Source organism: Limosilactobacillus sp. C0001E2 (assembly GCF_056590915.1).
Genome location: NZ_JBWPXC010000001.1, coordinates 215,206 through 239,291, shown reverse-complemented (window position 1 = coordinate 239,291; position 24,086 = coordinate 215,206). Strand labels below are relative to the sequence as shown.

Annotated in this window: 21 protein-coding genes, 1 tRNA gene and 2 pseudogenes; 14 read left to right on the top strand and 10 right to left on the bottom strand. The window is 43.1% G+C overall.

The features are described 5' to 3' along the window. Position 1 precedes the first annotated feature (1 nt). Positions 2–859: an alpha/beta hydrolase gene (locus AC1EKL_RS01170; protein WP_480189133.1), complete on the bottom strand. Its 858-nt coding sequence runs from the start codon at positions 857–859 to the stop codon at positions 2–4. Between the two features lie 135 nt (positions 860–994). Between AC1EKL_RS01170 and AC1EKL_RS01165 the strand changes: the two genes are divergently transcribed. After that, positions 995–1,516 carry an N-acetyltransferase family protein gene (locus tag AC1EKL_RS01165; protein WP_480189132.1) on the top strand — a complete coding sequence of 174 codons (522 nt, stop codon included), beginning with the start codon at positions 995–997 and terminating at the stop codon, positions 1,514–1,516. Between the two features lie 163 nt (positions 1,517–1,679). Here AC1EKL_RS01165 and AC1EKL_RS01160 read toward each other — a convergent pair whose 3' ends face one another. The 3 genes from AC1EKL_RS01160 to AC1EKL_RS01150 form a co-directional block, all read right to left on the bottom strand. Continuing rightward, the gene (locus tag AC1EKL_RS01160) at positions 1,680–3,023 is read right to left on the bottom strand and encodes a DUF711 family protein (RefSeq protein WP_480190170.1); all 1,344 of its coding nucleotides are present in this window, start codon (positions 3,021–3,023) and stop codon (positions 1,680–1,682) included. 12 nt (positions 3,024–3,035) lie between these two features. Continuing rightward, positions 3,036–3,302 carry an ACT domain-containing protein gene (locus AC1EKL_RS01155; protein WP_480189130.1) on the bottom strand — a complete coding sequence of 89 codons (267 nt, stop codon included), beginning with the start codon at positions 3,300–3,302 and terminating at the stop codon, positions 3,036–3,038. A gap of 170 nt (positions 3,303–3,472) precedes the next feature. Beyond that, positions 3,473–4,129: an NAD(P)H-binding protein gene (locus tag AC1EKL_RS01150; RefSeq protein WP_480189129.1), complete on the bottom strand. Its 657-nt coding sequence runs from the start codon at positions 4,127–4,129 to the stop codon at positions 3,473–3,475. Between the two features lie 137 nt (positions 4,130–4,266). On the opposite strand from AC1EKL_RS01150, the gene AC1EKL_RS01145 reads away from it, so the two are divergent. Beyond that, complete coding sequence (locus AC1EKL_RS01145; protein ID WP_480189128.1) at positions 4,267–4,698, top strand: winged helix-turn-helix transcriptional regulator; 432 nt, start codon at positions 4,267–4,269, stop codon at positions 4,696–4,698. A gap of 58 nt (positions 4,699–4,756) precedes the next feature. On the opposite strand, the gene AC1EKL_RS01140 is transcribed toward AC1EKL_RS01145, so the two are convergent. The 4 genes and pseudogenes from AC1EKL_RS01140 to AC1EKL_RS01125 form a co-directional block, all read right to left on the bottom strand. Then, a complete protein-coding gene (locus AC1EKL_RS01140) occupies positions 4,757–6,736 on the bottom strand; it encodes an MBG domain-containing protein (RefSeq protein WP_480189230.1) in 1,980 nt (659 codons plus the stop codon). A 132-nt stretch (positions 6,737–6,868) separates the two neighbouring features. Next, positions 6,869–6,943 (bottom strand): annotated as a pseudogene (locus AC1EKL_RS01135) (YSIRK-type signal peptide-containing protein); the annotation flags it as partial. 245 nt (positions 6,944–7,188) lie between these two features. Further along, a complete protein-coding gene (locus tag AC1EKL_RS01130) occupies positions 7,189–7,509 on the bottom strand; it encodes a carboxymuconolactone decarboxylase family protein (protein WP_480189127.1) in 321 nt (106 codons plus the stop codon). 18 nt (positions 7,510–7,527) lie between these two features. Continuing rightward, a complete protein-coding gene (locus AC1EKL_RS01125) occupies positions 7,528–7,962 on the bottom strand; it encodes a cupin domain-containing protein (RefSeq protein ID WP_480189126.1) in 435 nt (144 codons plus the stop codon). Between the two features lie 113 nt (positions 7,963–8,075). Between AC1EKL_RS01125 and AC1EKL_RS01120 the strand changes: the two genes are divergently transcribed. The 5 genes from AC1EKL_RS01120 to AC1EKL_RS01100 all read left to right on the top strand — a co-directional run bounded on the left by AC1EKL_RS01120 (position 8,076) and on the right by AC1EKL_RS01100 (position 13,117). Beyond that, positions 8,076–8,957, top strand: a complete 882-nt coding sequence (locus AC1EKL_RS01120; RefSeq protein WP_480189125.1) for a LysR family transcriptional regulator — start codon at positions 8,076–8,078, stop codon at positions 8,955–8,957. A gap of 63 nt (positions 8,958–9,020) precedes the next feature. Then, the gene (locus tag AC1EKL_RS01115; protein ID WP_480189124.1) at positions 9,021–10,373 is read left to right on the top strand and encodes a hemolysin family protein; all 1,353 of its coding nucleotides are present in this window, start codon (positions 9,021–9,023) and stop codon (positions 10,371–10,373) included. 104 nt (positions 10,374–10,477) lie between these two features. Continuing rightward, on the top strand, positions 10,478–10,660 hold the full coding sequence (locus tag AC1EKL_RS01110; protein WP_480189123.1) for a hypothetical protein: 183 nt from the start codon (positions 10,478–10,480) through the stop codon (positions 10,658–10,660). 147 nt (positions 10,661–10,807) lie between these two features. Further along, positions 10,808–11,044: a hypothetical protein gene (locus tag AC1EKL_RS01105; RefSeq protein ID WP_480189122.1), complete on the top strand. Its 237-nt coding sequence runs from the start codon at positions 10,808–10,810 to the stop codon at positions 11,042–11,044. 69 nt (positions 11,045–11,113) lie between these two features. Beyond that, complete coding sequence (locus AC1EKL_RS01100; protein WP_480189121.1) at positions 11,114–13,117, top strand: KUP/HAK/KT family potassium transporter; 2,004 nt, start codon at positions 11,114–11,116, stop codon at positions 13,115–13,117. A gap of 47 nt (positions 13,118–13,164) precedes the next feature. Here AC1EKL_RS01100 and AC1EKL_RS01095 read toward each other — a convergent pair. Next, positions 13,165–14,388: pseudogene (locus tag AC1EKL_RS01095) on the bottom strand (MFS transporter). Positions 14,389–14,507: 119 nt separating this feature from the next. On the opposite strand from AC1EKL_RS01095, the gene AC1EKL_RS01090 reads away from it, so the two are divergent. Further along, positions 14,508–15,359, top strand: coding sequence for a metallophosphoesterase family protein (locus AC1EKL_RS01090; RefSeq protein ID WP_480189229.1), 852 nt, complete (start codon positions 14,508–14,510; stop codon positions 15,357–15,359). Between the two features lie 119 nt (positions 15,360–15,478). Further along, complete coding sequence (rpsN, locus tag AC1EKL_RS01085) at positions 15,479–15,748, top strand: 30S ribosomal protein S14 (protein WP_480189120.1); 270 nt, start codon at positions 15,479–15,481, stop codon at positions 15,746–15,748. Between the two features lie 34 nt (positions 15,749–15,782). Here the strand turns inward: rpsN and AC1EKL_RS01080 are convergent, their stop codons facing one another. Next, positions 15,783–17,189 (bottom strand): C69 family dipeptidase, encoded by a 1,407-nt coding sequence (locus AC1EKL_RS01080; protein ID WP_480189119.1) that lies wholly within the window; start codon positions 17,187–17,189, stop codon positions 15,783–15,785. A gap of 85 nt (positions 17,190–17,274) precedes the next feature. On the opposite strand from AC1EKL_RS01080, the gene AC1EKL_RS01075 reads away from it, so the two are divergent. From AC1EKL_RS01075 to AC1EKL_RS01055, 5 genes are all read left to right on the top strand, one after another. Next, positions 17,275–19,107, top strand: a complete 1,833-nt coding sequence (locus tag AC1EKL_RS01075) for a cation:proton antiporter domain-containing protein (RefSeq protein WP_480189118.1) — start codon at positions 17,275–17,277, stop codon at positions 19,105–19,107. A gap of 84 nt (positions 19,108–19,191) precedes the next feature. Continuing rightward, the gene (gene glpK, locus AC1EKL_RS01070; protein ID WP_480189117.1) at positions 19,192–20,709 is read left to right on the top strand and encodes a glycerol kinase GlpK; all 1,518 of its coding nucleotides are present in this window, start codon (positions 19,192–19,194) and stop codon (positions 20,707–20,709) included. Positions 20,710–20,727: 18 nt separating this feature from the next. Beyond that, positions 20,728–20,982: a hypothetical protein gene (locus AC1EKL_RS01065; RefSeq protein WP_480189116.1), complete on the top strand. Its 255-nt coding sequence runs from the start codon at positions 20,728–20,730 to the stop codon at positions 20,980–20,982. Positions 20,983–21,047: 65 nt separating this feature from the next. Then, a tRNA-Pro gene (locus tag AC1EKL_RS01060) sits at positions 21,048–21,121 on the top strand. Positions 21,122–21,184: 63 nt separating this feature from the next. Then, positions 21,185–24,082, top strand: a complete 2,898-nt coding sequence (locus AC1EKL_RS01055; RefSeq protein ID WP_480189115.1) for a YfhO family protein — start codon at positions 21,185–21,187, stop codon at positions 24,080–24,082. The last annotated feature ends 4 nt before the right edge of the window (positions 24,083–24,086 follow it).

Genomic DNA, 24,086 nt, shown 5'->3' with positions numbered 1-24,086 from the left:
TTTATTTACCCCACAGGAATTGAATTAACACTTTATCTACTGCTGGGTTGCTATGAAGTTTACTATGGCGGGCTAATTTACCGTGGAAAGTTTTGACCTGATAAGACTTTGCCCGTTGAGCAACTAAATACTTTAAACTCAGAGACGACACGTTCGTGACCGTACCGTCGGTTTTGCCACCAATATTACCGATAATGTTTAGTACCCGGATTTGATTTTTCGGATAGATTGAACGAAGTTTAGTCATTTGCCGATAGGTGGCATTCATGTGGTTAGGCTTACCGTTGCGACCCAACTTTAAATTTTGTGGTTGACGAATCTCCGCAGGAAATTGTGCGAAATCTAATCCATCGAAATGGCCAGCCATATCTACCTGCTTGCGGAGTTTAGGCATTGATTTATTCTGCGCATTTTGGAGAAGATAATAAATGATAGAAATATTTCCGAGGGAGTGGCCGACCATGTTGATGTTTTTAATTCCGTATTGCTTTTGCAATGCTTTGACTACATTGGTGGCCCAAACACCGTGCTTATTAAAGTCTAACTGCCGATTATCTTCATAGTTAACTTCGACAATCGGATTAATAGAATTTTTGTGCATAGTCCCGTGCAATGTTACATGCCCATCCTTGGCAACATTAGCACGGAGTACTGTCTTAGTGACGCCGGCCTTCTTGGCGGCGTTAACCATATGTTCTTCAGCATGATAACTGCTGCCACCGCCATGGAAAAATAGGGTCGGGGTGGTGGACTGAACAAATTTACTGGATTTTTTGTGTTGGTACCACGCGCCACCAACAATTCCTAAAATGATAATGATGATAATCGTCGCAATACTATAGCGTGCTGATTTAGACAATTTAAACCCTCCTTTAACAATTTCATAAATATTATATAACCGCTTGGTTACTTTTTGTTAGAAATTTGAGATTTGCCAAAAACTTGTGTACAATGTTTTCTTGTGAATTAAATTATTAGGAAAGAGGGTTGCATTATGCACATTGAAAAAGCACAAATGACAGATTACGAACGCGTTGTTGAAATCCTAAAGGACGGGCGCAATCAGTTGGCCGAAAAGGGGATTGATCAATGGCAGGGTGACTACCCAAATCCACAACACGTTAAAGAAGACGTTGAAAATGGTTTTGCCTACTTGGTTCATTCTGATGATGACGAAACTGTGGGGACGTTTACGATTCTACCAGCTCCTGATCATGCATATGATGAATTAGATGGTGAATGGTTAAAAGAAACTGATGCCTATCTAACGATTCACCGGGTGGCCATTCATTCTGACCATGCTGGTCAAGGATATGCTTCTAAGTTATTTGTTGCAGTGATTGATCATATTAAGAATCATCGGCCGGATATTGAATCCATTCGGATTGATACTCATGAAGATAATAAGGCAATGCAACATCTGATTACTAAGCATGGCTTCACGCGAGTAGGCACGCTCCATGGAGTTTACCGTCCTGATGAAACGAGTTATGTTTACGAAATGCTTACTAAATAATCAATAGGGAGCGTGACAGAAGCCATTTATGACTTCGTTTTACGCCCCCGCGAGCGCAAATAGGGCTCCAGAGTTCGGTTTTTTACCGAGCACTGGAGCCCATTTGCGTACCGCGCAGTTCGTATTCAGCTTGCTAGAATTACTTATATCAAAGCGCCTATTTTTAATTCTTAAAACTATGCACTGGTGCTGGAATTAATCCACCACGTCGAATTAGATTAGTACTTACTGCAGGGTTAACTGCCATTACAGGGGCGTGGCCAAGGAGACCGCCAAACTCGACCTCATCACCAACCTTTTTACCTGGTGCTGGAATGACCCGCACGGCAGTGGTTTGATTATTAATCATCCCAATGGCTGCTTCATCCGCAATCATGGCGCTTATCGTTTCTTGCGGTGTATCACCAGGAACTGCAATCATGTCAAGGCCGACGGAACAAACTGCCGTCATTGCCTCTAATTTAGAAATATTCAGGGTTCCTGCATTTACCGCTTTAATCATTCCCGCATCTTCTGAAACGGGGATAAATGCACCTGACAAGCCACCAACATGGCTACATGCCATAATGCCACCTTTTTTAACGGCATCGTTGAGCATTGCTAATGCTGCCGTAGTACCGTGGGTTCCCACTTGCGCAACCCCAATTTCTTCCAGCACTTCGGCAACTGAATCACCAGCAGCTGCGGTGGGCGCTAATGAAAGGTCAACAATTCCAAATTGCACCCCTAGTCGATCAGCGGCAAGGGTACCGACTAGCTGTCCCATCCGGGTGACCTTAAATGCGGTCTTCTTGATGGTTTCTGCAACCACATCCATTGAAGCCCCTTTAACTTTTTCAAGAGCATTTTTGATTACTCCGGGTTCAGAAACCCCAACGTTGATCACAACATCTGGTTCACTGACCCCGTGAAAACCGCCGGCCATAAATGGGTTATCTTCCACGGCGTTACAGAAGATGACCAATTTAGCGTTGGTCATCATATCGCGCTTAGCACCCTCAACTACCACTTTTCCCATTTGAGCAACGGCATCCATGTTAATTCCGCTGCGGGTGGAGCCAACGTTGACGGATGCACAGACAAAGTCAGTTTCGGATAATGCTTCCGGGAGGGAGGTAATCAGTGTCTCATCACCAGTTTGATAACCTTTTTGTACTAACGCACTGTAACCGCCGATAAAGTCGATCCCCAAGGCTTTGGCAGCACGGTCGAATGTCTTGGCATATTTTACATAGTCGTGGTCATGAGAGGCTGCGGCGATGAGTGAAATCGGTGTTACCGTGCCCCGCTTATTAGCGATGGGAATACCATATTCAGCTTCAATTTGTTGACCAACTTTGACGACATCCTTAGCCTTAGTGGTAATCTTTTCGTAGATCTTTTCGCAGGCGCGATCACTGTCACTATCAATACAGTCGAGTAATGAAATCCCCATCGTAATGGTTCGGACATCTAAATTTTCATTATTGATCATTCGACTAGTTTCATAAATTTGTTGTGAATTCATGGGGACCTCCTTTTAGAGATTGTGCATGGCATCATAGAGTTTGGCGTTCCGCAGGTTAATTTCCACGCCAATTTGTTTTCCTAGTTTGGTAAATTCAGTGTTTAACTGGTGGCTATCGATGTCCTCTGGTACCTGGACGGACATCATCATCACAAAGTTACCATCCATGATAGTTTGTGAAACGTCAAGAATGTTGATATTTTTATCTGCTAGGACTGTGCTAATCTGTGCGATAATCCCCACTTGGTCTTCACCCAAAACGGTAAGAATAGCTTTCATTAATGTTTCCTCACTTTCATTTAAGTTGGAATAATTTTAATATATCAGAATCAGTTTTTCTAGGTATTATTCGTGTTTATTAGTTAATTATCTCAAAAAATAAAAAGGATGGTTCAAAGCGAGGCTATATCCGAACAAAAATGGAAAGATGTCATTTGACATCTTTCCATTTAATACCAACTAGGTTTATCGCCGTTTGTTCCGGGCTTATCGATTCCTATTGATCGGTGAGCATAGGGTTCCGGATTTTTAACGATTTGGGCAACGACATAGCCAATTGTTTTACGTGAGACCTCGGTTCCTTTAAATTTTTCATTGCGCTCTGTGGTTTCATAGTCCACTTCGTCCTTGTTGGTTAGCCAAGCCGGACGAATAATAGTGTAGTTGAGGTCTGAATTTTCAATCACATCAGCAGCTGATCGATAAGTTCCAAGATAACTCGTAGCACCGCTCTGACGGAGCATGTGGTTGTTCCATTCACCAAACTTTCCGGGAACTTCATCATAGATTTCAATGGATGAGATCCAGATTAAGGTTGTGATTTGATGACGGTCCATTGCGGTGACAATGTTTTGGGCCTGCTTTTTAATATCAGGGTTACTAAGGTTCGCGTACACGATATCAATATTTTGCATGGCGTGGTCCAGGTCAGCTGGGTTGAGAGTATCTCCATTGATAACTGAAATCCTTTGTGGTGCCAAACCAGTAAATTGGTCACTATGCCGCGTAAAAAGTGTTAAATGATCACTGGTATCATTTAACAAAAATTGAATGGCAAAATGGGCGATCCGACCGCTAGCACCCAGAATTAAAACATTCTGATTCATTAGCAATTCCTCCTTAACTTGTTTACAATTAAAGTATAGCAAGCTAATAACTAATTAAAAGTAAGCACTTTCTAGTAACATAGTTACTCAATGGTAACTTATGCTAGGGTGCCACATGAATAAAGAATTAGGAGAAAATGATGGCCAAACAGCAAATGTTCAATACAGGAGCAGAATATGCATTAAGCATTTTGGGTGGTAAGTGGAAAGCAGTGATTGTCTTTTTGCTAGCAGGCCACTCCTGGCGTACCGGTGCTTTGCAGAAACAATTAGGAATTTCACAAAAGGTTTTAGCAGATCAATTACGTGAATTGGTCAGTGCGGGCATTGTAGAGCGGAAGAGTTTGCCGGTGATTCCACCACACGTAGAATACTGTCTAACTGGCGAAGGTGAAGATCTATATGCAGCATTGCGGTACTTAAATTATTGGGGCGAACAAAAGGCACAACATGACCCGCAGGTTACGATTCAGTGTACGGAAAAGATGCATGAGTTGGGTTTAGATGGTCTTTGCGTCATTACTAAGCGGCATTTAAACCACTGGAAACAAGAGATTGTGAAGAAATAAGGTGAACTAAAAGGGTTGTCCGTCATTTCGACAGGCAACCCTTTCGTTAACCATGTAATTAATGATTTTGCTTTTTTCGTAAACCACCGAGGCCAAAGAGACTAGCTAAGCCGGCACTTAAAAGGCCTAGGGTGATTAACTGATTAGAATCGCTATTCCCAGTTTGGGGTAGTTTATGGTGCGGAGTAACGACGTTAGAAACATTTGTGGAGGACTCAACATGCATTGGTTGTGAACCAGGGATAGTGCCCGCTTTATTAGGATTTTCCTTTAGTGATTTAGTAATCGTTGTCGGGCCAGTTGGTTGAGTCATTGGCTCATTTGGTTGAATAGTTGGCTTTTCGTGTTCAACGAGTACCGTAACGTTGGCAATCCCATTTGGCATAGCCACTTCAGTCTTTGGAATGTTTTGCCCAGGAACTAGTTGATAACCAGCTGGGATGACTGGATTAATGGTAACGATTTCATCGGTTTTACCAGTTAACGGTGTAGTACCAACTTGTTGGCCATTAGCTTGATCAACATAGATAATCGCACCAGTTTGGTCATTTGGTAAGTAGGTGATATTCACATCGGCGGGGTGATCAGTTGGACCAACCGATAACGCACTAACTTTGGATTGACTAGCGGTATAACCAGCCACCGTTGGAACATTGACGGCCGGTAGTTCCAGTGAGTTATGATCATAAGTATTAGTAGAATGGTTAGTAACTAGATCTGTGTTGGCCGTTTGGTGGAAAGTTACCGTTTGAACAATAACTTGCGGTGTTTTTCCAGGTTCATTAATCTTGATTGTCCGTGAAACGGTCACCGGTGTGTTCTCAACTGTGGTCTTGTGTTTCAATTTCAAGTTGAATGTTTGGTTAGTGTCACCAAAGATTGCTTTTGTTGGAAGACTAGCATCGATCAATTCATAATTCTCTGGAACGGCTAGTGAAAGCTCCTTTGATTGGCCAGTAAGTCCGGTTTCGACAATGGGTTCACCAACGACTTTATTGTCATTTTCTGTATCAATAAACTGGTAAGTATTGCTAGTTTTGATTGTAAACGTAGCCTGACCAGAAAGTCCCGTAGCGTCAATCGTAACGTTTGGCTGATCGTCCTGTCCAACACCAGCCTTTTGATTGAAGTAAGCCTGTAAGTGATCAATAATTGCGTCCTTATTGAGGGTAATGGTGTAGGTACCACCGTTTGTTGGTGCTTTACCATCCACAGTATTCCAGGTGTAATCGCCATCCTGCAGGGTGTAGTTTTCATAATCCAGCGTCTTTTCGGTGGTTTCTTCTCCTGGTTCGTCACCCATAATCATTACGGGGGCAGTTACATGAACGGCAATCTTGCCACCTTTGTTAACTTCAGCGACGGTAGTTTCGTGACCATCGTAAATTTTTTCATTCTGTCCACTTAATTTTGCCACTCCATCATCAGCATAAACTTGGTAAGTAGCAGCGGGATCAGAGAACCATTCATAGTTATTACCGTTATTTCCATCAGCTGCTTTTACCTTATTCATGAATTCATCTGACAAAACAACATCATACGTGCCAACATTAATTGGGGCACTCTTGCTCTTTGTGACAATGTCATCCGGTTGTAATTGGAATGTTTTCGTGGTGCCATATGATTGATAAATGGTAATTTTATCTGCATTATTATCACCGAGGCCAAATTGGGTATGAAAAGCACTTAAACCATTAGTACCGTCATATGGCTTTTCAGCACTACCATTGAGGCTAATGTCTTTATATCCCTTGTTAATGGTTAGGGTTGCAGAGCTAGTCACATCTTTCAAATCAGGGTAGGTAAAATCTGTCCCTAATTGATCTTTAATGTCCTGCAAACCCTGATCAGTAAGGATAACCTTATATGAACCAACATTACCTGGAGTTCCATCGACCGCGACATCACCGTCAGTCAGTTCAACCCTTTCATCGTTCGAAAGCTTCACACCGTAGCCACTTGGTAATGCTTTATCATTAACTAATTGTTGCCAGTCATTATCACCATAATTAACTTCACTGTTTCCAGTTACTTGAATGGAAAGTTGTTGAGCCTTTTTCGGTTGCTCTTGATTTAACTCAACTTCCCGCTGTTGAATTACGTCACCAGTGGCATTTGATTTTGCGGCTTCAGGAGTAGGGTTCTGTGCATTAGTATCTGCTAAGGCCGTCGTTCCACCCCAGTAAAGCGTGGTTCCCAATAAAACCGAAGCGACACCAATTGATAACTTCCTTAACCCATAGTGTGATTTTTACTTAGCAGTTGAATGATGAATTAACGTATGATTGTTTTTTGAAACCATTAGAATTGTCCTCCCGTTATGAATAACTTTATAAAGAATCCATCCTCATTGTAAGCCTTTCCAGTTGACGATGAAAGGTCCGTAATCACAAAAAAATCTTCTTACACGAAAGTGTAAGAAGAATATTAAATAATTTAAAGTTTAAATTCACTTTTCTCGGGGGACTAGGTTGCTTAGAACACTAGTAGTTAGTCATCCCAAACTTTTTTAGCAATATTAAATGCTGACCAGGCATTTGGCCAGCCAACGTAGAAGGCTAATTGGGTAATCATTTCAGCAATTTCACCCTTTGTAATACCGTTTTTCTTGGCAGTTGTCATGTGATAAGGGAGTTGTTCAAAGGCCCCCTTAGTGATTAAGGCAGTTACCGTTAGAAAACTCCGGTCACGTGGACTAAGTTCCTTTTCTCGCGACCACACTTGACCAAAGAGGACATCGTCGTTTAATTCTGCAAACTTGGGTGCAAAGTCCCCAAGTTGATCACGACCAGCAGTTTGCTTTTGTGCCATTTTAAAAACTCCTTTCGGTTAACCTAAAGTGTTGTAGTAATCGTCGTCAACTTTTTCAAGCCATTCGCTGGTGCCCTTCGTAATTGCAATGTGGGAGAACCATGAATCCTTAGTGGCCCCATGCCAATGCTTAACTCCTTCATGAATAGCAACGACATCGCCGGGGTGGAGGAGTTGAGCAGGCTTGCCTTCTTCTTGATACCAACCTTCGCCGGCCGTTACTAAGAGAATTTGAAAACCATTGTGGTGGATATGCCAATCATTCCGGCAGCCTGGCTCGAAGTTCACGTTGGAAACATTGACGTCAATGTTATCATCAGCCCCGACCAGACCATTGAGGTAGCTGGTCCCAATAAAGTACTTCGCAAAGGCGACATTCTTGTCACCAAAACCAAACAGATTGTTTTTAACTTCATTTTCGTTTTTTTGCCATTGAATTTTCCTCCATTTCATTAGTTGTCTTTATTATATGGAGCTGCTTTATTAATGTGAAATGCTTGTTTATATTGCTTACTAATGCATTTTTTGTATGATCCGGTATAATGATTCTAGGAGGAGTGATACCAATGGAGACACGCGTCTTAAAGTACTTTTTAGAAGTTGCTAAGCGGAATAATATTACGCAGGCAGCAGAGCATTTACACATTACCCAACCGACATTATCACGCCAAATTATTGAACTAGAGAAGGAACTTGGGGTGCAGTTGTTTGATCGTGAAAAACGGCAAATGCGACTAAATAAAGCTGGTGCGCTCTTTCAGCAACGGGCGGCCACGATTTTGACCCTGTTGGATCAAACCGAAAGTGAATTGGTGAATACCCAAAATGAACTATCCGGAACCATCAATCTGGGAGTGGTTGAAAGTGCGGTCGCTAATTTTATGATGCAGGCCGTTGCTGACTTTCAAGACCAGTATCCGGCTGTCCGCTTTAATATTTTTGATGGGGATGGTGATACTTTACGTGAGCGACTGGATCAAAGCCTCTGTGATTTAATCGCGTTAATTGAGCCAGTTGAAGCCGCTAAGTACAACTACTTTAGTTTGCCGATTCGTGAAAAATGGGGATTGATCATGCGTAAGGATGATCCGTTAGCCAAACGAAGGACAATTATGGCCCATGACTTATATCAATTACCCTTAATTGTTGGCCGGCGAAATATTGTTCGTGATGATATTCTAGATGGCCTTCATCTGGATCCCAACAAGTTGGACTGGAAGATTCAGATTAATTTGCCGCAAAATAGTCGCGATTTATTATTATCTGGTAAATACTATCATTTAGGAATCTATGGTGTTTTTGAAAAGTATCATGACGACCGTTTGACCTTTGTGCCATTTAGTACAGAACGGACGACGGGACACCTGTTAGCGTGGCGAAAAAATATCCAGTTAACGCCGGTTGTGGAGAAATTTCTTCAGTTTGTTGCTGAACGAACCGTTGATTGAAAAGTTTGGTACAATGGTATAATTAGAAGCAGATTAATTACGTAAAGGTGTGAATATTAATATATGGAATCCTATTGGATACGTTTGTTAATTATCGTTGTTATTTTACTGTTGGCAGCCTTGTTTACCTTACTTGAATATTCGGTTGTTAAGGTGCGGCCAAGTGAGCTCCAGGAATTAAAGCAAACGAAAGTGGTAAAAAAGGCCGAGCATATGGTCGGCAACATGTCAGAGTATCTTTCAACCGCTCAGGTTGGGGTTACCATGACGTCACTGGTCTTAGGGTGGATTGGTGATGAGTTTATTACGGACTTACTGCTCAAGATGAACTTTATTCCGGCAGATGTGTTAAAACCACTAGCACCGGTGATCGGGGTTTTAATCTTCACCTTCTTCCATGCGGTCTTTACCGACTTGGTACCAAAGAATATGGCGATTGACCGGCCGGTCCCAATTTTATTGGCGATTGTGCATCCCATTCAATTCTTCCACTGGATCTTCTATCCATTTGTTTGGTTATTTGCTGTCGTCGCCGGATCGATTACTAAGGCCCTCGGCTTTAGTACTCATCCGGAAGAAGATACTTATTCGCAAAACGAAATTTTATCGCTTTCACAACAATCGCAAAAAGCCGGTGAAATGGAAAAGGAAGACATTACTTTCATGCAACGGGCCTTTGAAATGAATGATAAGACCGCGGCGGACATCATGATTGACCGGACGCAGTTGGAAGTGATTGATCGTAACGCCACGATTGCTGAGGCGGCGCACCTTTACTTTACGAAGCGGTTTACTCGTTATCCAGTGGTCCAAAATAACGATAAGGATCACATTATTGGTTACATCTTTAGCTATGACATCATGCGCCAAAATCAGATCAATCCTAAATCATCCATTCGCGAAATCATTCGGAAGATTCCGGTCGTTTACGAAGGGGAATCATTGACGGATGTTCTCCGGAAGATGATGCGTAAAGAAGCCCCAATTGCCGTTGTTCAAGATGAATATGGTGGTACTTCGGGAATTGTGACTGACAAGGATATCTATGAAGAAATGTTTGGTAATGTCCGGGAAGAAATTGATCATGTTTCAGCTGATATGATTGAAAAGCAAGGAACTGATAAGAAAGGTAATCGGGTCTTTAAGGTTTCTGGTAAGACACCGTTGTCCGACTTTGAACGTTACTTTAATGTTGATATTCCCCAATTTGAAGACAAGGACGTGGCCACTTTGACGGGATACTTCTTAGAAGAAGAGTATCCAATGAAGTTAGATCGGCCAATCAGGCTTGGCGACTTTTCATTTACGCCGACTGAGGTGCAAAATGAGTACGTCAGTGAGTTCCGGGTCGTGCAGATTCAAAAACCAAGTTCGCCATCCCCTAAAAAGGATCCATCTACAGCGGATGATAAATAAGCCTTTAAAACTCATTCTTAATGGAATGAGTTTTTTTGATGGAAAAAATTCTCAAAGGCGGTTAAACTAGTATTAATTGAGTTTACGAATTTGGGGAATTTAAAATGTTAATGTATTTAGATGTAATTGCAATTGTCTGTTTTGTGTTGTTTATTTTGCTATTAATTAAGCGTGCTCACCGGATCCGCAAAACCGGTAACTATAGCAATGCAGGCAGGTTTACCATTTTCTTGAGCTGGCTATTGTTGCTCGTTTTCTTTATCAGTATTTCTGGAATTGCTTACTGAGCAGCAAACCCAACTGGTTTTGACCATTTAAAAACGGTTGCGGCTGATCAAGTTGCTAAGGTCAGTCACCATGATCAGTCTTCAGCAAAATCGCAAACTAAAGCGTCCAAGCACAATCATTCAGCAGAAAGCACGGAGCCAAAGAAGGTGAGCTGGTCACCTGAGACACCACAGTTAAAGAGCGGTGAAGCGAAGGTGGCGTTTACGGTTCCCAAATCAACGACGGTTGTGATCAAGGGACATTTACATCACCAACAATATGGTAAGATCAGTACTGATGACCGCGCCAAAAAGTCAACGATTAAGTTCACTTATGCTGGGCAATACGATGTGGAAATCAATCAAGATGGTGATCAGCATACCGCCACACTGACAGTTAAATAATTAATTACAAATTAAGAGTAAGGATGGGGATCCTTGCTATGTTTTTAGATTCAGAAAAGGGATGACAATATGGAAGCTAAAAATCGACATTTGCTGGCGAGTGGATTAGTCGCTTTAGGAATTGTTTATGGTGATATTGGCACTTCACCACTGTATGTCATGAATGCATTGATTAACGATGCTGGTGGTACGAAATCTTTAACGACCGACTACATCATCGGCGGTATTTCACTGGTCTTCTGGACATTAATGCTGATGACGACGGTTAAGTATGTCTTAATTGCGTTGCGGGCTGATAATAATGGTGAAGGTGGCATCTTTGCTTTGTACGCGCTAGTCCGTCGCCAAGCTCGCTGGTTGATCATCCCGGCGCTATTGGGTGGCGCGGCGCTGCTTGCTGACGGGACGTTGACGCCGGCAGTGACGGTCACGACTGCAATTGAGGGATTAAAAGGAATCAAGCTTGGTTCTTCAGTGTTGGTGAGTGACCAAAATGAGGTTATTGTCATTGCATTTTTGATTTTATTGATCCTTTTTATGATTCAACGGTTTGGTACTAGTGCTATTGGCAAAACGTTTGGTCCAATTATGCTCCTTTGGTTCCTGTTTTTAGCGTTCTTTGGTGGTTTGAACTTGGTGAAACAACCTGTCATTTTAAAAGCCCTTTCGCCAGTCTACGGGATCCGCTTGCTTTTTTCACCAGCAAACCGGGCCGGAATTTTAATTTTAGGGGCGGTCTTTCTAGCCACTACTGGTGCGGAAGCCCTCTATTCAGATATGGGACATGTCGGACGGAACAGTATTTACCTGACTTGGCCGCTGGTCTGTGGATCTTTAGTTTTGAATTACTTAGGCCAAGGGGCGTACTTGTTAAATCATTTAAACGAACTCGGTCAGCAGGGGGCGGGTTATAATCCGTTTTACCAAATGCTTCCAGGTTCAGTAACAATTTTTGGGGTATTGATTGCGACCTTGGCGGCGATTATTGCGTCACAAGCACTAATTACTGGATCGTTTACCCTCGTTGAGGAAGCAATTGGTTTAAAATTACTGCCTCGTTTAAAGGTTCGGCATCCTTCGTTGTCGCGGGGACAAATCTATATTGGCCCCATTAACTGGCTTCTGTGCCTCACTACTTCTGGGATTTTATTCTATTTTCAAACGTCTGCCCACATGGAAGCGGCTTATGGATTGGCAATTACTATTACGATGCTAATGACCACTCTGTTGTTGCATCAGTATTTAGCTAATCACGGGTCAAAGATCTTGGCAATGCTTTTCTTAATGGTGTTTGCAACGATTGAAACGGTCTTTTTGTTGTCCAGTTTAGCGAAATTTGTCCATGGTGGTTTTGTCACCGTGATTATCACGGCGCTGATTCTCCTCGTGATGATTTGTTGGTACTATGGCGGTCAGGTTCGTGACGAAATGAATGACGAGAGTAAGTATCTGAATTTGGAAGATTACAAAGAACAATTACAAACTCTTTCCGCGGACGTTACGATGCCGCTGTACGTCAGCAATTTAATTATGATGGCCCGGATTAATAAGAACCACTTACTGAAGCGCGAAACGCTGTATTCAATTTTGGATAAATCACCGAAGCGGGCGCAAGTATACTGGTTCATTACGGTTAACACAACGGATGAACCATATACTAGTTACTACAAGGTTGATATGATGGGGACGCGAAATGTGGTCAACCTGCAACTGTACCTTGGATTTAAGATCGATAGTAGTGTTAACCTGTACCTTCGGCAGGTGGTGCAAGAATTAATGGCAGAAAATGTAATTGATTTACAACCGCAAAAGTACACCACGACGCCCGGAAGGAACGTCGGTGATTTCCGCTTTATCTTCCTGCGGGAACGGTTATCACCAAATTCTGAAATTACTGGGTGGAAACGATGGTTAGTTCAAATGCGGTTGCTACTGCAAAACTTGACCCTTTCGCCGGTCCAATACTATGGTTTGGAATTTAGCCAAACCTATGAAGAAACCGTGCCACTGTTTATTAAGAACCGACGGGGAACCACACTGGACCAACGCCAAGTTAAAAACTATGTTAAATAAAAGAAAATTCGCCAGAGCTGGAAATTACTCTGACGAATTTTTTGAATTTAACTACGAACTTTTTGATGACTGCGGCCAATGACGACAATCCAAATGTTAATAAAGAGGGTTGCACCAGTTAGGGCAAAGACCATTGAATAGGTTGAGACACCAGAAATAACGGAACCCAATAAGGCACCGAAAACCGATCCCGCAGCCTGAAATGATTGATTATAGGAAAAGATGCGACCAAATGCCTCATCGGGAACGTCCAGAGTCAAAATCGTTTGGGCAGCTGGCATTAGACCAGCATTGGTCATGCCAAGCAAGAAACGCCAGAAGGCTAACATCCATGGGGAAGTGGTAAAGGTCATCGGGATAAATAACAAGGTTGCGATAATTAACCCAATCATTAAGACCCGTTCTGGTCCAATTTCATCCATGATGTGGCCAACTTTCGAAGCTGACAATAAGTTACCAAGGCCCGGAGTTGCCGCAACCACCCCAGCTACAAAGGCAATGTCACCAGTACCATGCATCATTTCTTTAACGTAGAGACTCACGATGGGGTCAATACTCATAACAGACGCTTGAACGATCATGGTGGTAATGAACATGGCAAAGATAATTTTCACGTTGGGGATTTTATGTAAAAGATCCTTCATTGGTTTCATTGCTTCTTTATCAATTGGGGTGAAGTGTTCCTTCGTGTTGGTCCAGGTGGTAATGAAGACCAAGAACATTCAACCACCGGTGATAAAGAATGGAATCCGATAACCAAAGTGACTTGATAACGCACCACCGATTAACGGCCCGATTAAGTTTCCGGTTACTCCGGCAGTCATCATTGCTGACATCACCCACCCTGATTTACGGTGGGGCGTTTCTCCAGCCATTAGTGCCGTCGCGTTATTAATGTAGCCGGAGAACGCTCCTTGTAAGAAACGCATTCCAATGATCATCCAAACGCTGGTGGATAGTCCCGTAATAAAGATGGTACAGGCCATGACCCCAGAGGCCCGCAGACACATTAATTTGCGGCCCTTTTGATCGGCGAGATTTCCCCAGTAGGGTGAAACAATTGCTTGTGAGATAAAGGTCATGGCAAAGGCAAGACCAGAATACAGGTTGAGTTCAAATCGGTTAAAAGTACCGAGTTCATTAATGAACAAGGAGATAAAAGGCATCGTCATCGAATAACCCATTCCGGTAATGAAACATCCAATCCAAAGTGTATAAAAGGTATTATGCCAACCCTTCGGCAGGGGTTCTGGCGAATCTGTGGTATCCATAGATTTATTCATCACTCCTCAAAAAATTATATAGAAATTAGTATACCAGATTTCCATTACTTGATTCTGGAAAAAATGTGGTAAAGTTAAAAGAAGATCGAGAAAGCGGAGTGGTAATGGTGACAAAACGAATTGCGGTTTTTTCAGATGTTCATGGGAATGTGCATGCCTTTCGGGCAATGTATCACGATGCGGTTAAGCAGCACGTGGACGAAAGCTGGTTTATTGGTGATTTATTAATGCCGGGTCCCGGAATTGACGAAATTTGGGAAATCTTTCAAAAATTAGCACCAACGGTTATTGTTCGGGGAAATTGGGATGATTTAACGGTTCGGGGTGCCCGAGGACAGATGGATCTTGATCGACCATCACATGTTTATTTTGCGCGGTTGGCCGAATACGTTGGTGAACGGATCGATCCAGCAATCATTGATAAAATTGCTGGATGGCCACTTCACCAGACAGTTGAAGTGGGACCGCTGGCCTTTGGGGTTTCTCATAATCTACCAGATTTGAATATGGGCCAGGCGCTTTTCCCAACAAATTCGTCGACTAATTTTGACCAACTATTTGATCAAGATCGTCCTGACGTAGCCATTTATGCCCATGTTCATCATGAACTGCTTCGTTACGCAAGCGATGAACGCAAGGTTTTAAATCCCGGTTCCGTTGGTGAGCCGTTTAATGGGTGGGATCGTCTCCAGAAAGATACCCGGGCTCACTACCTGGTTATGGAAGTTGATGATCAAGGGATTGCGGGCCTGAATTTTCGGCACGTCGGTTACGACCGGGCAGCAGAAGGTCGGTTGGCTGACCAATCCGGCGTTCCATATCTTGAACTGTATCACCGTACCCTTAAAAGTGGCCGGGTTGATACCCATAACCAACCGCTTGTGGATGCCCAAAATCAAAAGTATCATTACGCAGCTCAATATCGCGATTATGCTGCGAAATTAAATAACAAAAAGTAAGTAAAATACTTGATAAATCCCGAAAGTATGGGATAATAGAGAGTAGAAATTGACGAAGAAATGTTTAAATTAGCCAGATTACATTACCAAAATAATTGTCGAAGGAGGACGATATTTAGATGGCGAAAAAGTCAAAAATTGCTAAGTTAGCACACCAACGAGCACTAGTTAAAAAGTACGCAGCTAAGCGCCGTGAATTAAAAGCTAGTGGTGATTACGTTGCATTGTCAAAGCTGCCACGGAATTCTAGTCCGGTGCGTTTACGTAATCGGGATGAATATGATGGGCGGCCGCATGCTTACATGCGAAAGTTTGGCATGTCACGTTTAACCTTCCGGGATTTAGCGCACAAGGGGCAAATTCCTGGTGTTAAAAAAGCTAGTTGGTAGTTAAAAAGGCAATCGCATTTGCGATTGCCTTTTTTTATAGATTTTCATCAGTTTTAAAATTCAACGGACTATTATCAGTCAGCTTGGTAATCAATTCTGCAGTTAGTTGCTGGTACTTTCGCAAAACTTGTTGGGCAAAGACCGTGTTTTGCTTGGTAATGTAATAAGCCCAATTTTCATCACGGGTTTGCTTTGCCTGATCCATTTCATCAATAAATTTGATAGCCGCTTGATTAACACCTTTTTGCACATCTTCTAGGAGGGGCAGGAGATTGTGAAGGTCACTATCTACAAGTACCCCCGCGTGCTTAAAAATCCAATAAGCTGAGTTGGGCTGTGCCGGTAGCTTACCACGGCGGTAAGCAGCCGGCGTTTCATTAATGTCCGCAAAAAATGGTACGAAAGAGCTTTCGGCAGTTACGCCCATGGCTAACCAGTGAATATCATTACCATATGGTCGATTCATTTGCAAAATATGTGATTCTTGCGTTTTGGCAAGACTAATTGGTCGGTAGCGATGCCGATCATGCGGATCGCCAGTTCCAATTGGATCATATGGTGTGCCTTGGTAATGGGAACCGAGGTAGTTTTGCACATCAAAGATACTGATAAGATTATCCGGTTTCATGATGAATGGCAAGGCTTGTGATTCCGGCGTTTCATTTTCAGCTTGACTGGCACTAAACATCTGGTGACCAGACCAAACTCGTGGTGTACTATAAATAGCGTCGGAACGGTCTGCAGTGCCAAAGATTTGCCGGAAATTAAATCCAGTTGGCTGCGGGTTCAAATGATGATGTTCCACGAACTCTTGAATACCGGGGTGATACAAGAAGTTGTGCGAATCATTAAAGTCGACTTCTTGAATGGCAAGTTGGTTGCCCACGACCGCATAGGCATCGTCGGGAATTCGCTGGGCAACCCAGTAGTGACCAGCACCACTTTCAAAATACCAGGCTTCTTGATCATCAGCAAACAAAACCCCATTAGTTTCTCCAGTTCCGTACTGTGCAATTAATTTACCGAGTCGTTGAACCCCTTCTCGCGCTGTCTTGACAAATGGCAGAACAAGGGTAATCATGCCTTCTTCATTTAACCCATTTTCTACGAGGGGATCAAACCCTAAAACGAGGTCATTGGAATATGCGCTTTCGGTGGCACTCATGGCAACATTAAATTCATTGATTCCATCTTCCTCAAAAAGACCTGCTTTGCTCGTCCATTCAGGGGTAGCAGTGTATTTAAAACTAGGGGTTGGTAAGGGAATTTTAACCTTCGTTTCTTTAGAAATGAACTGATCACCTAATTCACCACGTTGGTGGACCACAAAGTGTTTGGGCCAAGCCGCTTTAGCATCTTCATTACGGCCAATCATGATGGTTCCATCCAGGGAGGCCTTTTTCCCAACCAAAATACTGGTACATGCAGAAAATTTTTTCATGAACTTGCTCCTTAAAATTAGTTATTGTGTTAATATTACACCCAAAAAATTGTAAAATGGGGAAGAATTCGGAAAGAGGGGTATTATGGCTCGATTATCAATGTTTCTTGTAATGCTAGCAGCGCTATTAATTCCAATTTTAATGGCGCGGTTTAAGATCTCTGGAGTTCCTACTGCGGTTGCTGAAATTGTCATGGGGATCCTAATCGGAAAAAGCTGTTTCAATATTGTTCAGGTCACGTCTGATTTGACACAATTGTCGTCTTTAGGAGTGATCATTTTAATGTTTCTATCGGGAATGGAAATTGACTTTGACCTTTTCCGCCCCGGTACCAATAATGAAGAGCAACGTTGGTCACCAGTGAAGCTGGCTGGAATTGCGTTTGTTGGGACCCTAATTAATGCGTTTGTTTTAGGCTTAATTCTACGCATGACCGGCTTATTCGACAATGTCTTTCTGTCAGTGATCCTCTTTTCAACGATTGCCCTCGGGGTGGTAATTGCGACTCTAAAGGAAAAGGAAATTTTGAGTCGGCCAATGGGGCAAACCATCCTGCTGACAGCGGTACTGGGTGAAGTGGTACCAATGTTTGCCTTAACCGTTTACGCGTCGGTTAATGGGGGTAACGGGAGCCGGATTTGGTTAATCGTGCTCTTATTGCTGGCAGCCATTTTCTTATTGCGACGGTTTAAGCAGCCTTACAATTGGTTTACCAAGGTTACTAAGTCCACTACTCAGCTAGACATTCGGCTAGCTTTCTTCCTGATTTTTACGCTTGTGATCATTGCGGAAACCGTGGGTGCTGAAAATATTCTCGGGGCCTTTTTAGCCGGAATGGTAATGAAATTATTAGAACCGAGTGAAGCAACCCGTGATAAATTAACATCAATTGGCTATGGATTTTTCATTCCAATTTTCTTCATTATGACCGGGGTGCGGTTGAATTTGCGGACCTTACTAAGTAATGCGCAGGCATTGCTTTTAATTCCAATTCTCGTGCTTTGCTTTATCCTAGCTAAGTTTTGGACCTTCCCAGTCTACCGACTGCGCTTTGGACGGCGGAATTCATTTGCGGGTGGTTTCTTAACCGTCACGACGATTACGTTGGTCTTGCCATCATTACAAGTTGCTCGTAATCTGCACACGATTACGGCTACCCAATCAGATGCTTTTATCCTTGCGGCGGTGATTGTATGTATTGTGGCACCAATTGTCTTTAATTCGGGTTACCACCTGGATCGAGAAGATCTGATTCGGCAACGGGTCGTATTCTTAGGAACAAATGTCTTAACGGTGCCGGTAGCTCAACAATTGCAACGGAATTGGTTTGATGTCCGGATGGTCACTGATGATGAGAAAAATTATAAAACCTATAATAGTCAGGTTGACCAGCTCACTTACTTGCCAAATCTTGATGAGCAATGTTTAGCGGATGGTAAGTTCTTTGATACCGATATTTTGGTAACGGGCTTCCGCCGCGATGATAAGAACTTTAAGTTTGGTCATTTAGCGAAGAAAAATGGCGTTAGTCGGGTAATTGTCGCCCAAGTTAACCGCACGGTGGATGAAGGGCAATTAGCAACCCTCAGTCAATCAGGGGTAGAACTCTTCAATCCGTTCAATGTTGAAGCTTCTGTCATGCGGTCACTGATCGAATCACCAGCGGTTTACCAAATGCTGACTAGTACTGAAGCCGGTCTGTTTGAAGTCCGGGTTCGCAATCACAAGTACACTGACCGGCCACTGATGGACCTACCATTTGTTGATCAGATTACGATTAGCCGCATTCGGCGGGGTAATAAATGGATCGTACCGACAGGCGGTACCACGATTAATTACAATGATCACATTATTTTTACCGCTAAGGATATTGGAACTGTGGCAACTATTCGTCGGGAATTGAGTAAGCAGAATTAGCTTACAAATGTGAAGGAAAGTCGCGGATCCTCACTGCTTGTTGTAAAATAGAAGGGTATTACGCAAATTGGAAAGGATAACAAGATGAGTGATCAACAGTATGTAATGGCGATTGATGAGGGAACAACTAGTACCCGGGCCGTTATCTTTAACCATGATGGTCAGGAAGTTGCCATCGCCCAACGAGAATTCCCCCAATATTTCCCACAACCCGGTTGGGTTGAACATAATGCTTTGGAAATTTGGGATGCGGTTCAGCAAGTAATTTCTGAAGTAATGATCAAAGCTGGCATTCAGCCTTACAAAATCGCTTCGATTGGAATTACCAATCAGCGGGAAACGACCGTTATTTGGGACAAGCATACTGGTCAACCGATTCATAATGCAATTGTTTGGCAATCGAAACAGACCGCGCCAATTGCGGAACAATTAGCTGCAGATGGCTATACGGACCTTATTCATAGCAAAACGGGACTGGTGATTGATTCATATTTCTCAGCTACCAAAATTAAGTGGCTGCTAGATCACGTTCCTGGTGCCCGGCAAAAAGCTGAAAACGGTGATTTATTGTTTGGTACGATTGACACCTGGCTGTTATGGAACCTGACAAGTCATCGGGTGCACGCGACTGATGTCACCAATGCCAGTCGGACCATGTTATTTAACATCCATAGTTTAGATTGGGATGATGATATTCTCCGGCTGCTGGATATTCCGCGGCAAATGCTACCAAAGGTACAGGCTTCATCATCAATCTTTGGTTATACTGGTGATTACCACTTTTATGGGGTCCAAATTCCAATTGCGGGGATTGCCGGTGATCAGCAGGCGGCACTCTTCGGTCAAGCGGCCTTTGACAAAGGGGACGTCAAAAATACTTATGGGACGGGTGCCTTTACCGTCATGAATACTGGTGACCAACCAACATTGTCAGATAATGGTTTATTGACGACAATTGCCTATGGCTTGAATAACAAGATTACGTATGCCCTGGAAGGGAGTATTTTTGTGGCCGGATCGGCAGTGCAATGGCTCCGGGACGGTTTAAAATTATTTAAATCTGCGGGTGAATCTGAGCAAATGGCGGTCGACGCCAAAACTACTGGTGGTGTGTATGTTGTCCCTGCCTTTACGGGACTCGGGGCACCATACTGGGATCAAGAAGTCCGCGGAGCGATGTTTGGCCTAACCCGGGGTTCTAGTCGCGAACACATTATCCGGGCAACACTAGAAGCGATTGCCTATCAAACGAAGGATGTAGTGGATACAATGGTTGCGGATACGGGACTGCCTCTCACAATGCTGGCCGTCGATGGTGGAGCTTCCCGCAATAATTTCATGATGCAGTTTCAGGCAGACATCCTTCAGACACCAATTGTCAGAGCACAAATTGAGGAGACGACTGCCCTTGGGGCTAGTTTTCTGGCTGGCTTAGCGGTTGACTTCTGGGAAGACCAAACGGAACTGAAAAAGCTCAGCAAGCTGGGCACGCAGTTTACACCTACCATGCCAGCAGAACGGGCAGCCAATCTGTATCAAGGATGGCAGCAGGCAATTCATGCTGCACAATATTTTTCACATCAAGTTTCACATCAAGAATAGTTGGGAGATTCATTAGGAATGAAGAAATTAGTGGCGTTAGTTTTAAGTTTAATTGGGATGCTAGTCATTTTGTATGCGGTGCTTTTTCTAGGCGGTGCTCAGCAGGAAATGATTATGCTTCTGGGCGTGCTCTTTGCCTTAGCAGGAACCGTCAGTGCACTGTGGTCAAATGAATTAGGTAATAAGGATCGCTGGTTAATGGGGGCCAACGTGATCTTATTTGCAGTTGCGGTTGTAGTTGCCATTATTAAGGTCGCGCTTCACGCTAATTAAGTCGTTGACATTTGAGTGAATCAACGGTAATATATAACTCGTTGCTAATTAGCAGCGAGTAATTTCGGAAAGTAGCTCAGCTTGGTAGAGCACCTGGTTTGGGACCAGGGGGTCGCAGGTTCGAATCCTGTCTTTCCGATTGACAGGCGCGGGTGAGAGTCTTCTTGCCAGCGCCTTTATTTTTTAGGAACGGAGCAGGAGCATGAATTTTTCGTTTAAACGGCGGGACGTAAAAAAACTGTATTTGAAGTATAGTTTACTGTTCATCGTAATTGCCGCTTGTATTTTTGGGACATATTTAATTTTTGGGCATACTTTCATTTTAAACCGGGATGCGCTGAATCAACACTTGCCATTAATGGTGAAGTATCGCCAGGCGGTCTTAGAGTTTCTCCGGCACCCATTTCATGCTCACCAGGTCTGGTCATGGAAAATGGGCTTGGGAACCGATACCTTTCAAGTCTATTCATATTACACGCTGGGCGATGTTTTTTCATATTTAGCATTACTCTTTCACGCGCACAAGATGACCATGGCTTATCAGGTGATTTTAATTTTACGGATGTATTGTGTCGGGCTTGCCTTTGTCTACTTTGCCCAACACTTTCGTTTCCGCGACAATGTCATCCTCGGGGGAACGGTTGCTTACATGGTGAATGCATTTCTGCTGTATGCATGTATTGCCCAACCGTTCTTTACCACGCCGTTTATTCTGTTTCCTTTAATTGTGGTGCAAATTGAACGGGTTTTGCAGAATCGTTCTGCTTGGCCATTGGTTGGGGCCTTTTTCTGGATGCTGGTCAGCAACTACTATCTGGCTTACGTTCTCGGGATTGGGGCCTTCTTATACTTGGTATTACGGGTGGCAACTCATTATCGTAAGACACTCAATTACCCACTGGTTCTGGGAAAGTTAGCTTTTGCTACGGTCACCAGCATTTTACTGGCAGCAGTATTGCTTGTCCCAGAACTCAATGCGGTGATGAATTCGACCCGGGCTGGGTCTCAGTTTGCTAACGGCCTCAAGACATATCCGCTCTACTATTATCTTTTCCTACCTAAACAGCTGATTAATGGTGGTCAGTGGTACTTTATGTTTTGGTCGGCGCTCGGGATTGTAAGTATTGGTTTTATCGCGCTAGTTTACTTGTACAGCCAGCCGCGTCGTTACCCGTTATTGACCATTAGTCTCGGCTTAGCATTTGTGATGCTCCTAATTCCAGCAGTCGGCGCCTTTTTTAACGGGATGATGTCAACTTCTAATCGTTGGACGTTATTAATTTACCTGCCACTAGCAATGACAATTTGTATCCTCCTAGAAAATGCTGCTCGGCTCTCCCGACACCAGTTATGGATCTTAAATTGGGCGACCATCATTTACTTAGTAATTTTATTTGTCACATACTTTTTCCAAAATGATGATGCGATGTTTATGCCAGTCTTCTTCTTGATTGGTTCGATGATGGTGCTGTGGATTCTGAATTTGCATGGTGTTCGCCATCCCGACTATTGGCTTTTGGCGATTATCTTGTTAAATGCCGGCTTTAACGAGATTTATGCTGCTTTCCCGTATAATGGTGGCTTTTCCAGTCGAATGCTAAACCGTGGTGAGTATCAAGTGATGACGAAGAATCGGTATGGCGGGCTGGACCAGGACCTTAATCAACAATATTTCTACCGGGTCTCTACGGTTAGTCAAAACAAGATTATTCCGGGAGTCAACTGGGATAATGATTTAACATCCGGATTGAATAATATTGATTCGTACTATTCACTGCAAAATAAATATCTTGGCGCATTTAATAATTCACTGCAAAACATCCAATACACCCCGAATATTCCGATTCGTCAGGCGGATGATCGGACGGTGTTAAATAATTTCTTTGGGGTTAAATATCTGTTTGTTCAAAGTAATGGAGATAATGCAACTAAAATTCCGTACGGTTATAAGCAAGATCAATTGACGGCACCAATTATCAATTATGACCAGGGACAACCATCAGATGCGAAGAAAAAAACGGATTTAATACCGACCCAGACGATCCGTTATAAGACGAAAAATGCTTTTCCGTTGTTGTACTGGCAAGACACCTACATTCGTCCGCAACGGTACCAGCAACTATCTGCCTCCGCTAAAGAACGGGCATTAGCCAGCGGGGTGGTTATTAACGCCAGTCAGAAGAATGCCCAAGGAATGCGTGTTGCTGACTTGAGTAATGCTGTCCAAACGGTCAAGTCAGTGTTGATTTCAAACCGACTGAATAAAGTCGATCCAAACCACTTAAAATACACTGATAGTGATGAAACATATCAACTGCAATTTCCGGCAATGGAGAAGTCCAGTAACCGGAAGCAATTAAGTGGTAGTGAAGTGCACATTGATTTTTCAAAAATTAAGTACACGCCATTTTCAATGAAAGATCAGCTTAAGTACGAACAGCAGCATTTACTAGAAATGGCGGTTAATCCCGGACAATATATTAACCACCGCTTCAATCAGTATAAGTATTGGCGTTATCACGTTCTTAATGGTTCGCCAGATATCAGTTTTAAGTTGAATTTTAAGAGTAAGTTTGGGACGGCAACGGTTGACCAACCCAAGCAAAGTGTGTTGTCACTTTTTAAGAAGGTCAAAAATGGAACCCTCAACATCGGTTATTACGATGGTAAATTCCCGCAAAAGTTAACGTTTAAACCAACTAAGCTAGGCACGTATCAATTAAAGTATCAAGTCACTGCGGTGAAATTAGGGCGTCACTATCAGAAACAAGTACGAACGATTCAACGTCATGGGCTCAAGAATCTTAAATTTAATCCAAACCAAGTGGCTGGGAATATCACGACTACCCGAACCGGGATTTTGACCTCATCAATTCCGTATTCCAGTGGATGGACCGCCACGGTAAACGGAAAAAAGGCCACGATTATTCGGACCAATCAAGCATTCGTGGGCATTCGGCTTCCCAAGGGAACGCACCACGTGGTATTGCATTACCATATTCCAGGATTACAACTAGGGGCAATGGTCTCCTTAGTTGGTTTGATCTGGACATTCCTGTGGGCAGTGATTACGATTATTATGAATCGTCGACACGTATAATTAC

Coding starts and splice junctions, on each gene's coding strand:
- AC1EKL_RS01155 (WP_480189130.1), bottom strand. CDS start 3,302: ATGAAAGCTATTCTTACCGTTTTGGGTGAAGACCAAGTGGGGATTATC.
- AC1EKL_RS01110 (WP_480189123.1), top strand. CDS start 10,478: ATGTTAATGTATTTAGATGTAATTGCAATTGTCTGTTTTGTGTTGTTT.
- AC1EKL_RS01080 (WP_480189119.1), bottom strand. CDS start 17,189: ATGAAAAAATTTTCTGCATGTACCAGTATTTTGGTTGGGAAAAAGGCC.
- AC1EKL_RS01075 (WP_480189118.1), top strand. CDS start 17,275: ATGGCTCGATTATCAATGTTTCTTGTAATGCTAGCAGCGCTATTAATT.
- AC1EKL_RS01125 (WP_480189126.1), bottom strand. CDS start 7,962: ATGAAATGGAGGAAAATTCAATGGCAAAAAAACGAAAATGAAGTTAAA.
- AC1EKL_RS01145 (WP_480189128.1), top strand. CDS start 4,267: ATGATGGCCAAACAGCAAATGTTCAATACAGGAGCAGAATATGCATTA.
- AC1EKL_RS01115 (WP_480189124.1), top strand. CDS start 9,021: ATGGAATCCTATTGGATACGTTTGTTAATTATCGTTGTTATTTTACTG.
- AC1EKL_RS01130 (WP_480189127.1), bottom strand. CDS start 7,509: ATGGCACAAAAGCAAACTGCTGGTCGTGATCAACTTGGGGACTTTGCA.
- glpK (WP_480189117.1), top strand. CDS start 19,192: ATGAGTGATCAACAGTATGTAATGGCGATTGATGAGGGAACAACTAGT.
- AC1EKL_RS01150 (WP_480189129.1), bottom strand. CDS start 4,129: ATGAATCAGAATGTTTTAATTCTGGGTGCTAGCGGTCGGATCGCCCAT.
- AC1EKL_RS01160 (WP_480190170.1), bottom strand. CDS start 3,023: ATGAATTCACAACAAATTTATGAAACTAGTCGAATGATCAATAATGAA.
- AC1EKL_RS01165 (WP_480189132.1), top strand. CDS start 995: ATGCACATTGAAAAAGCACAAATGACAGATTACGAACGCGTTGTTGAA.
- rpsN (WP_480189120.1), top strand. CDS start 15,479: ATGGCGAAAAAGTCAAAAATTGCTAAGTTAGCACACCAACGAGCACTA.
- AC1EKL_RS01065 (WP_480189116.1), top strand. CDS start 20,728: ATGAAGAAATTAGTGGCGTTAGTTTTAAGTTTAATTGGGATGCTAGTC.
- AC1EKL_RS01100 (WP_480189121.1), top strand. CDS start 11,114: ATGGAAGCTAAAAATCGACATTTGCTGGCGAGTGGATTAGTCGCTTTA.
- AC1EKL_RS01120 (WP_480189125.1), top strand. CDS start 8,076: ATGGAGACACGCGTCTTAAAGTACTTTTTAGAAGTTGCTAAGCGGAAT.
- AC1EKL_RS01055 (WP_480189115.1), top strand. CDS start 21,185: ATGAATTTTTCGTTTAAACGGCGGGACGTAAAAAAACTGTATTTGAAG.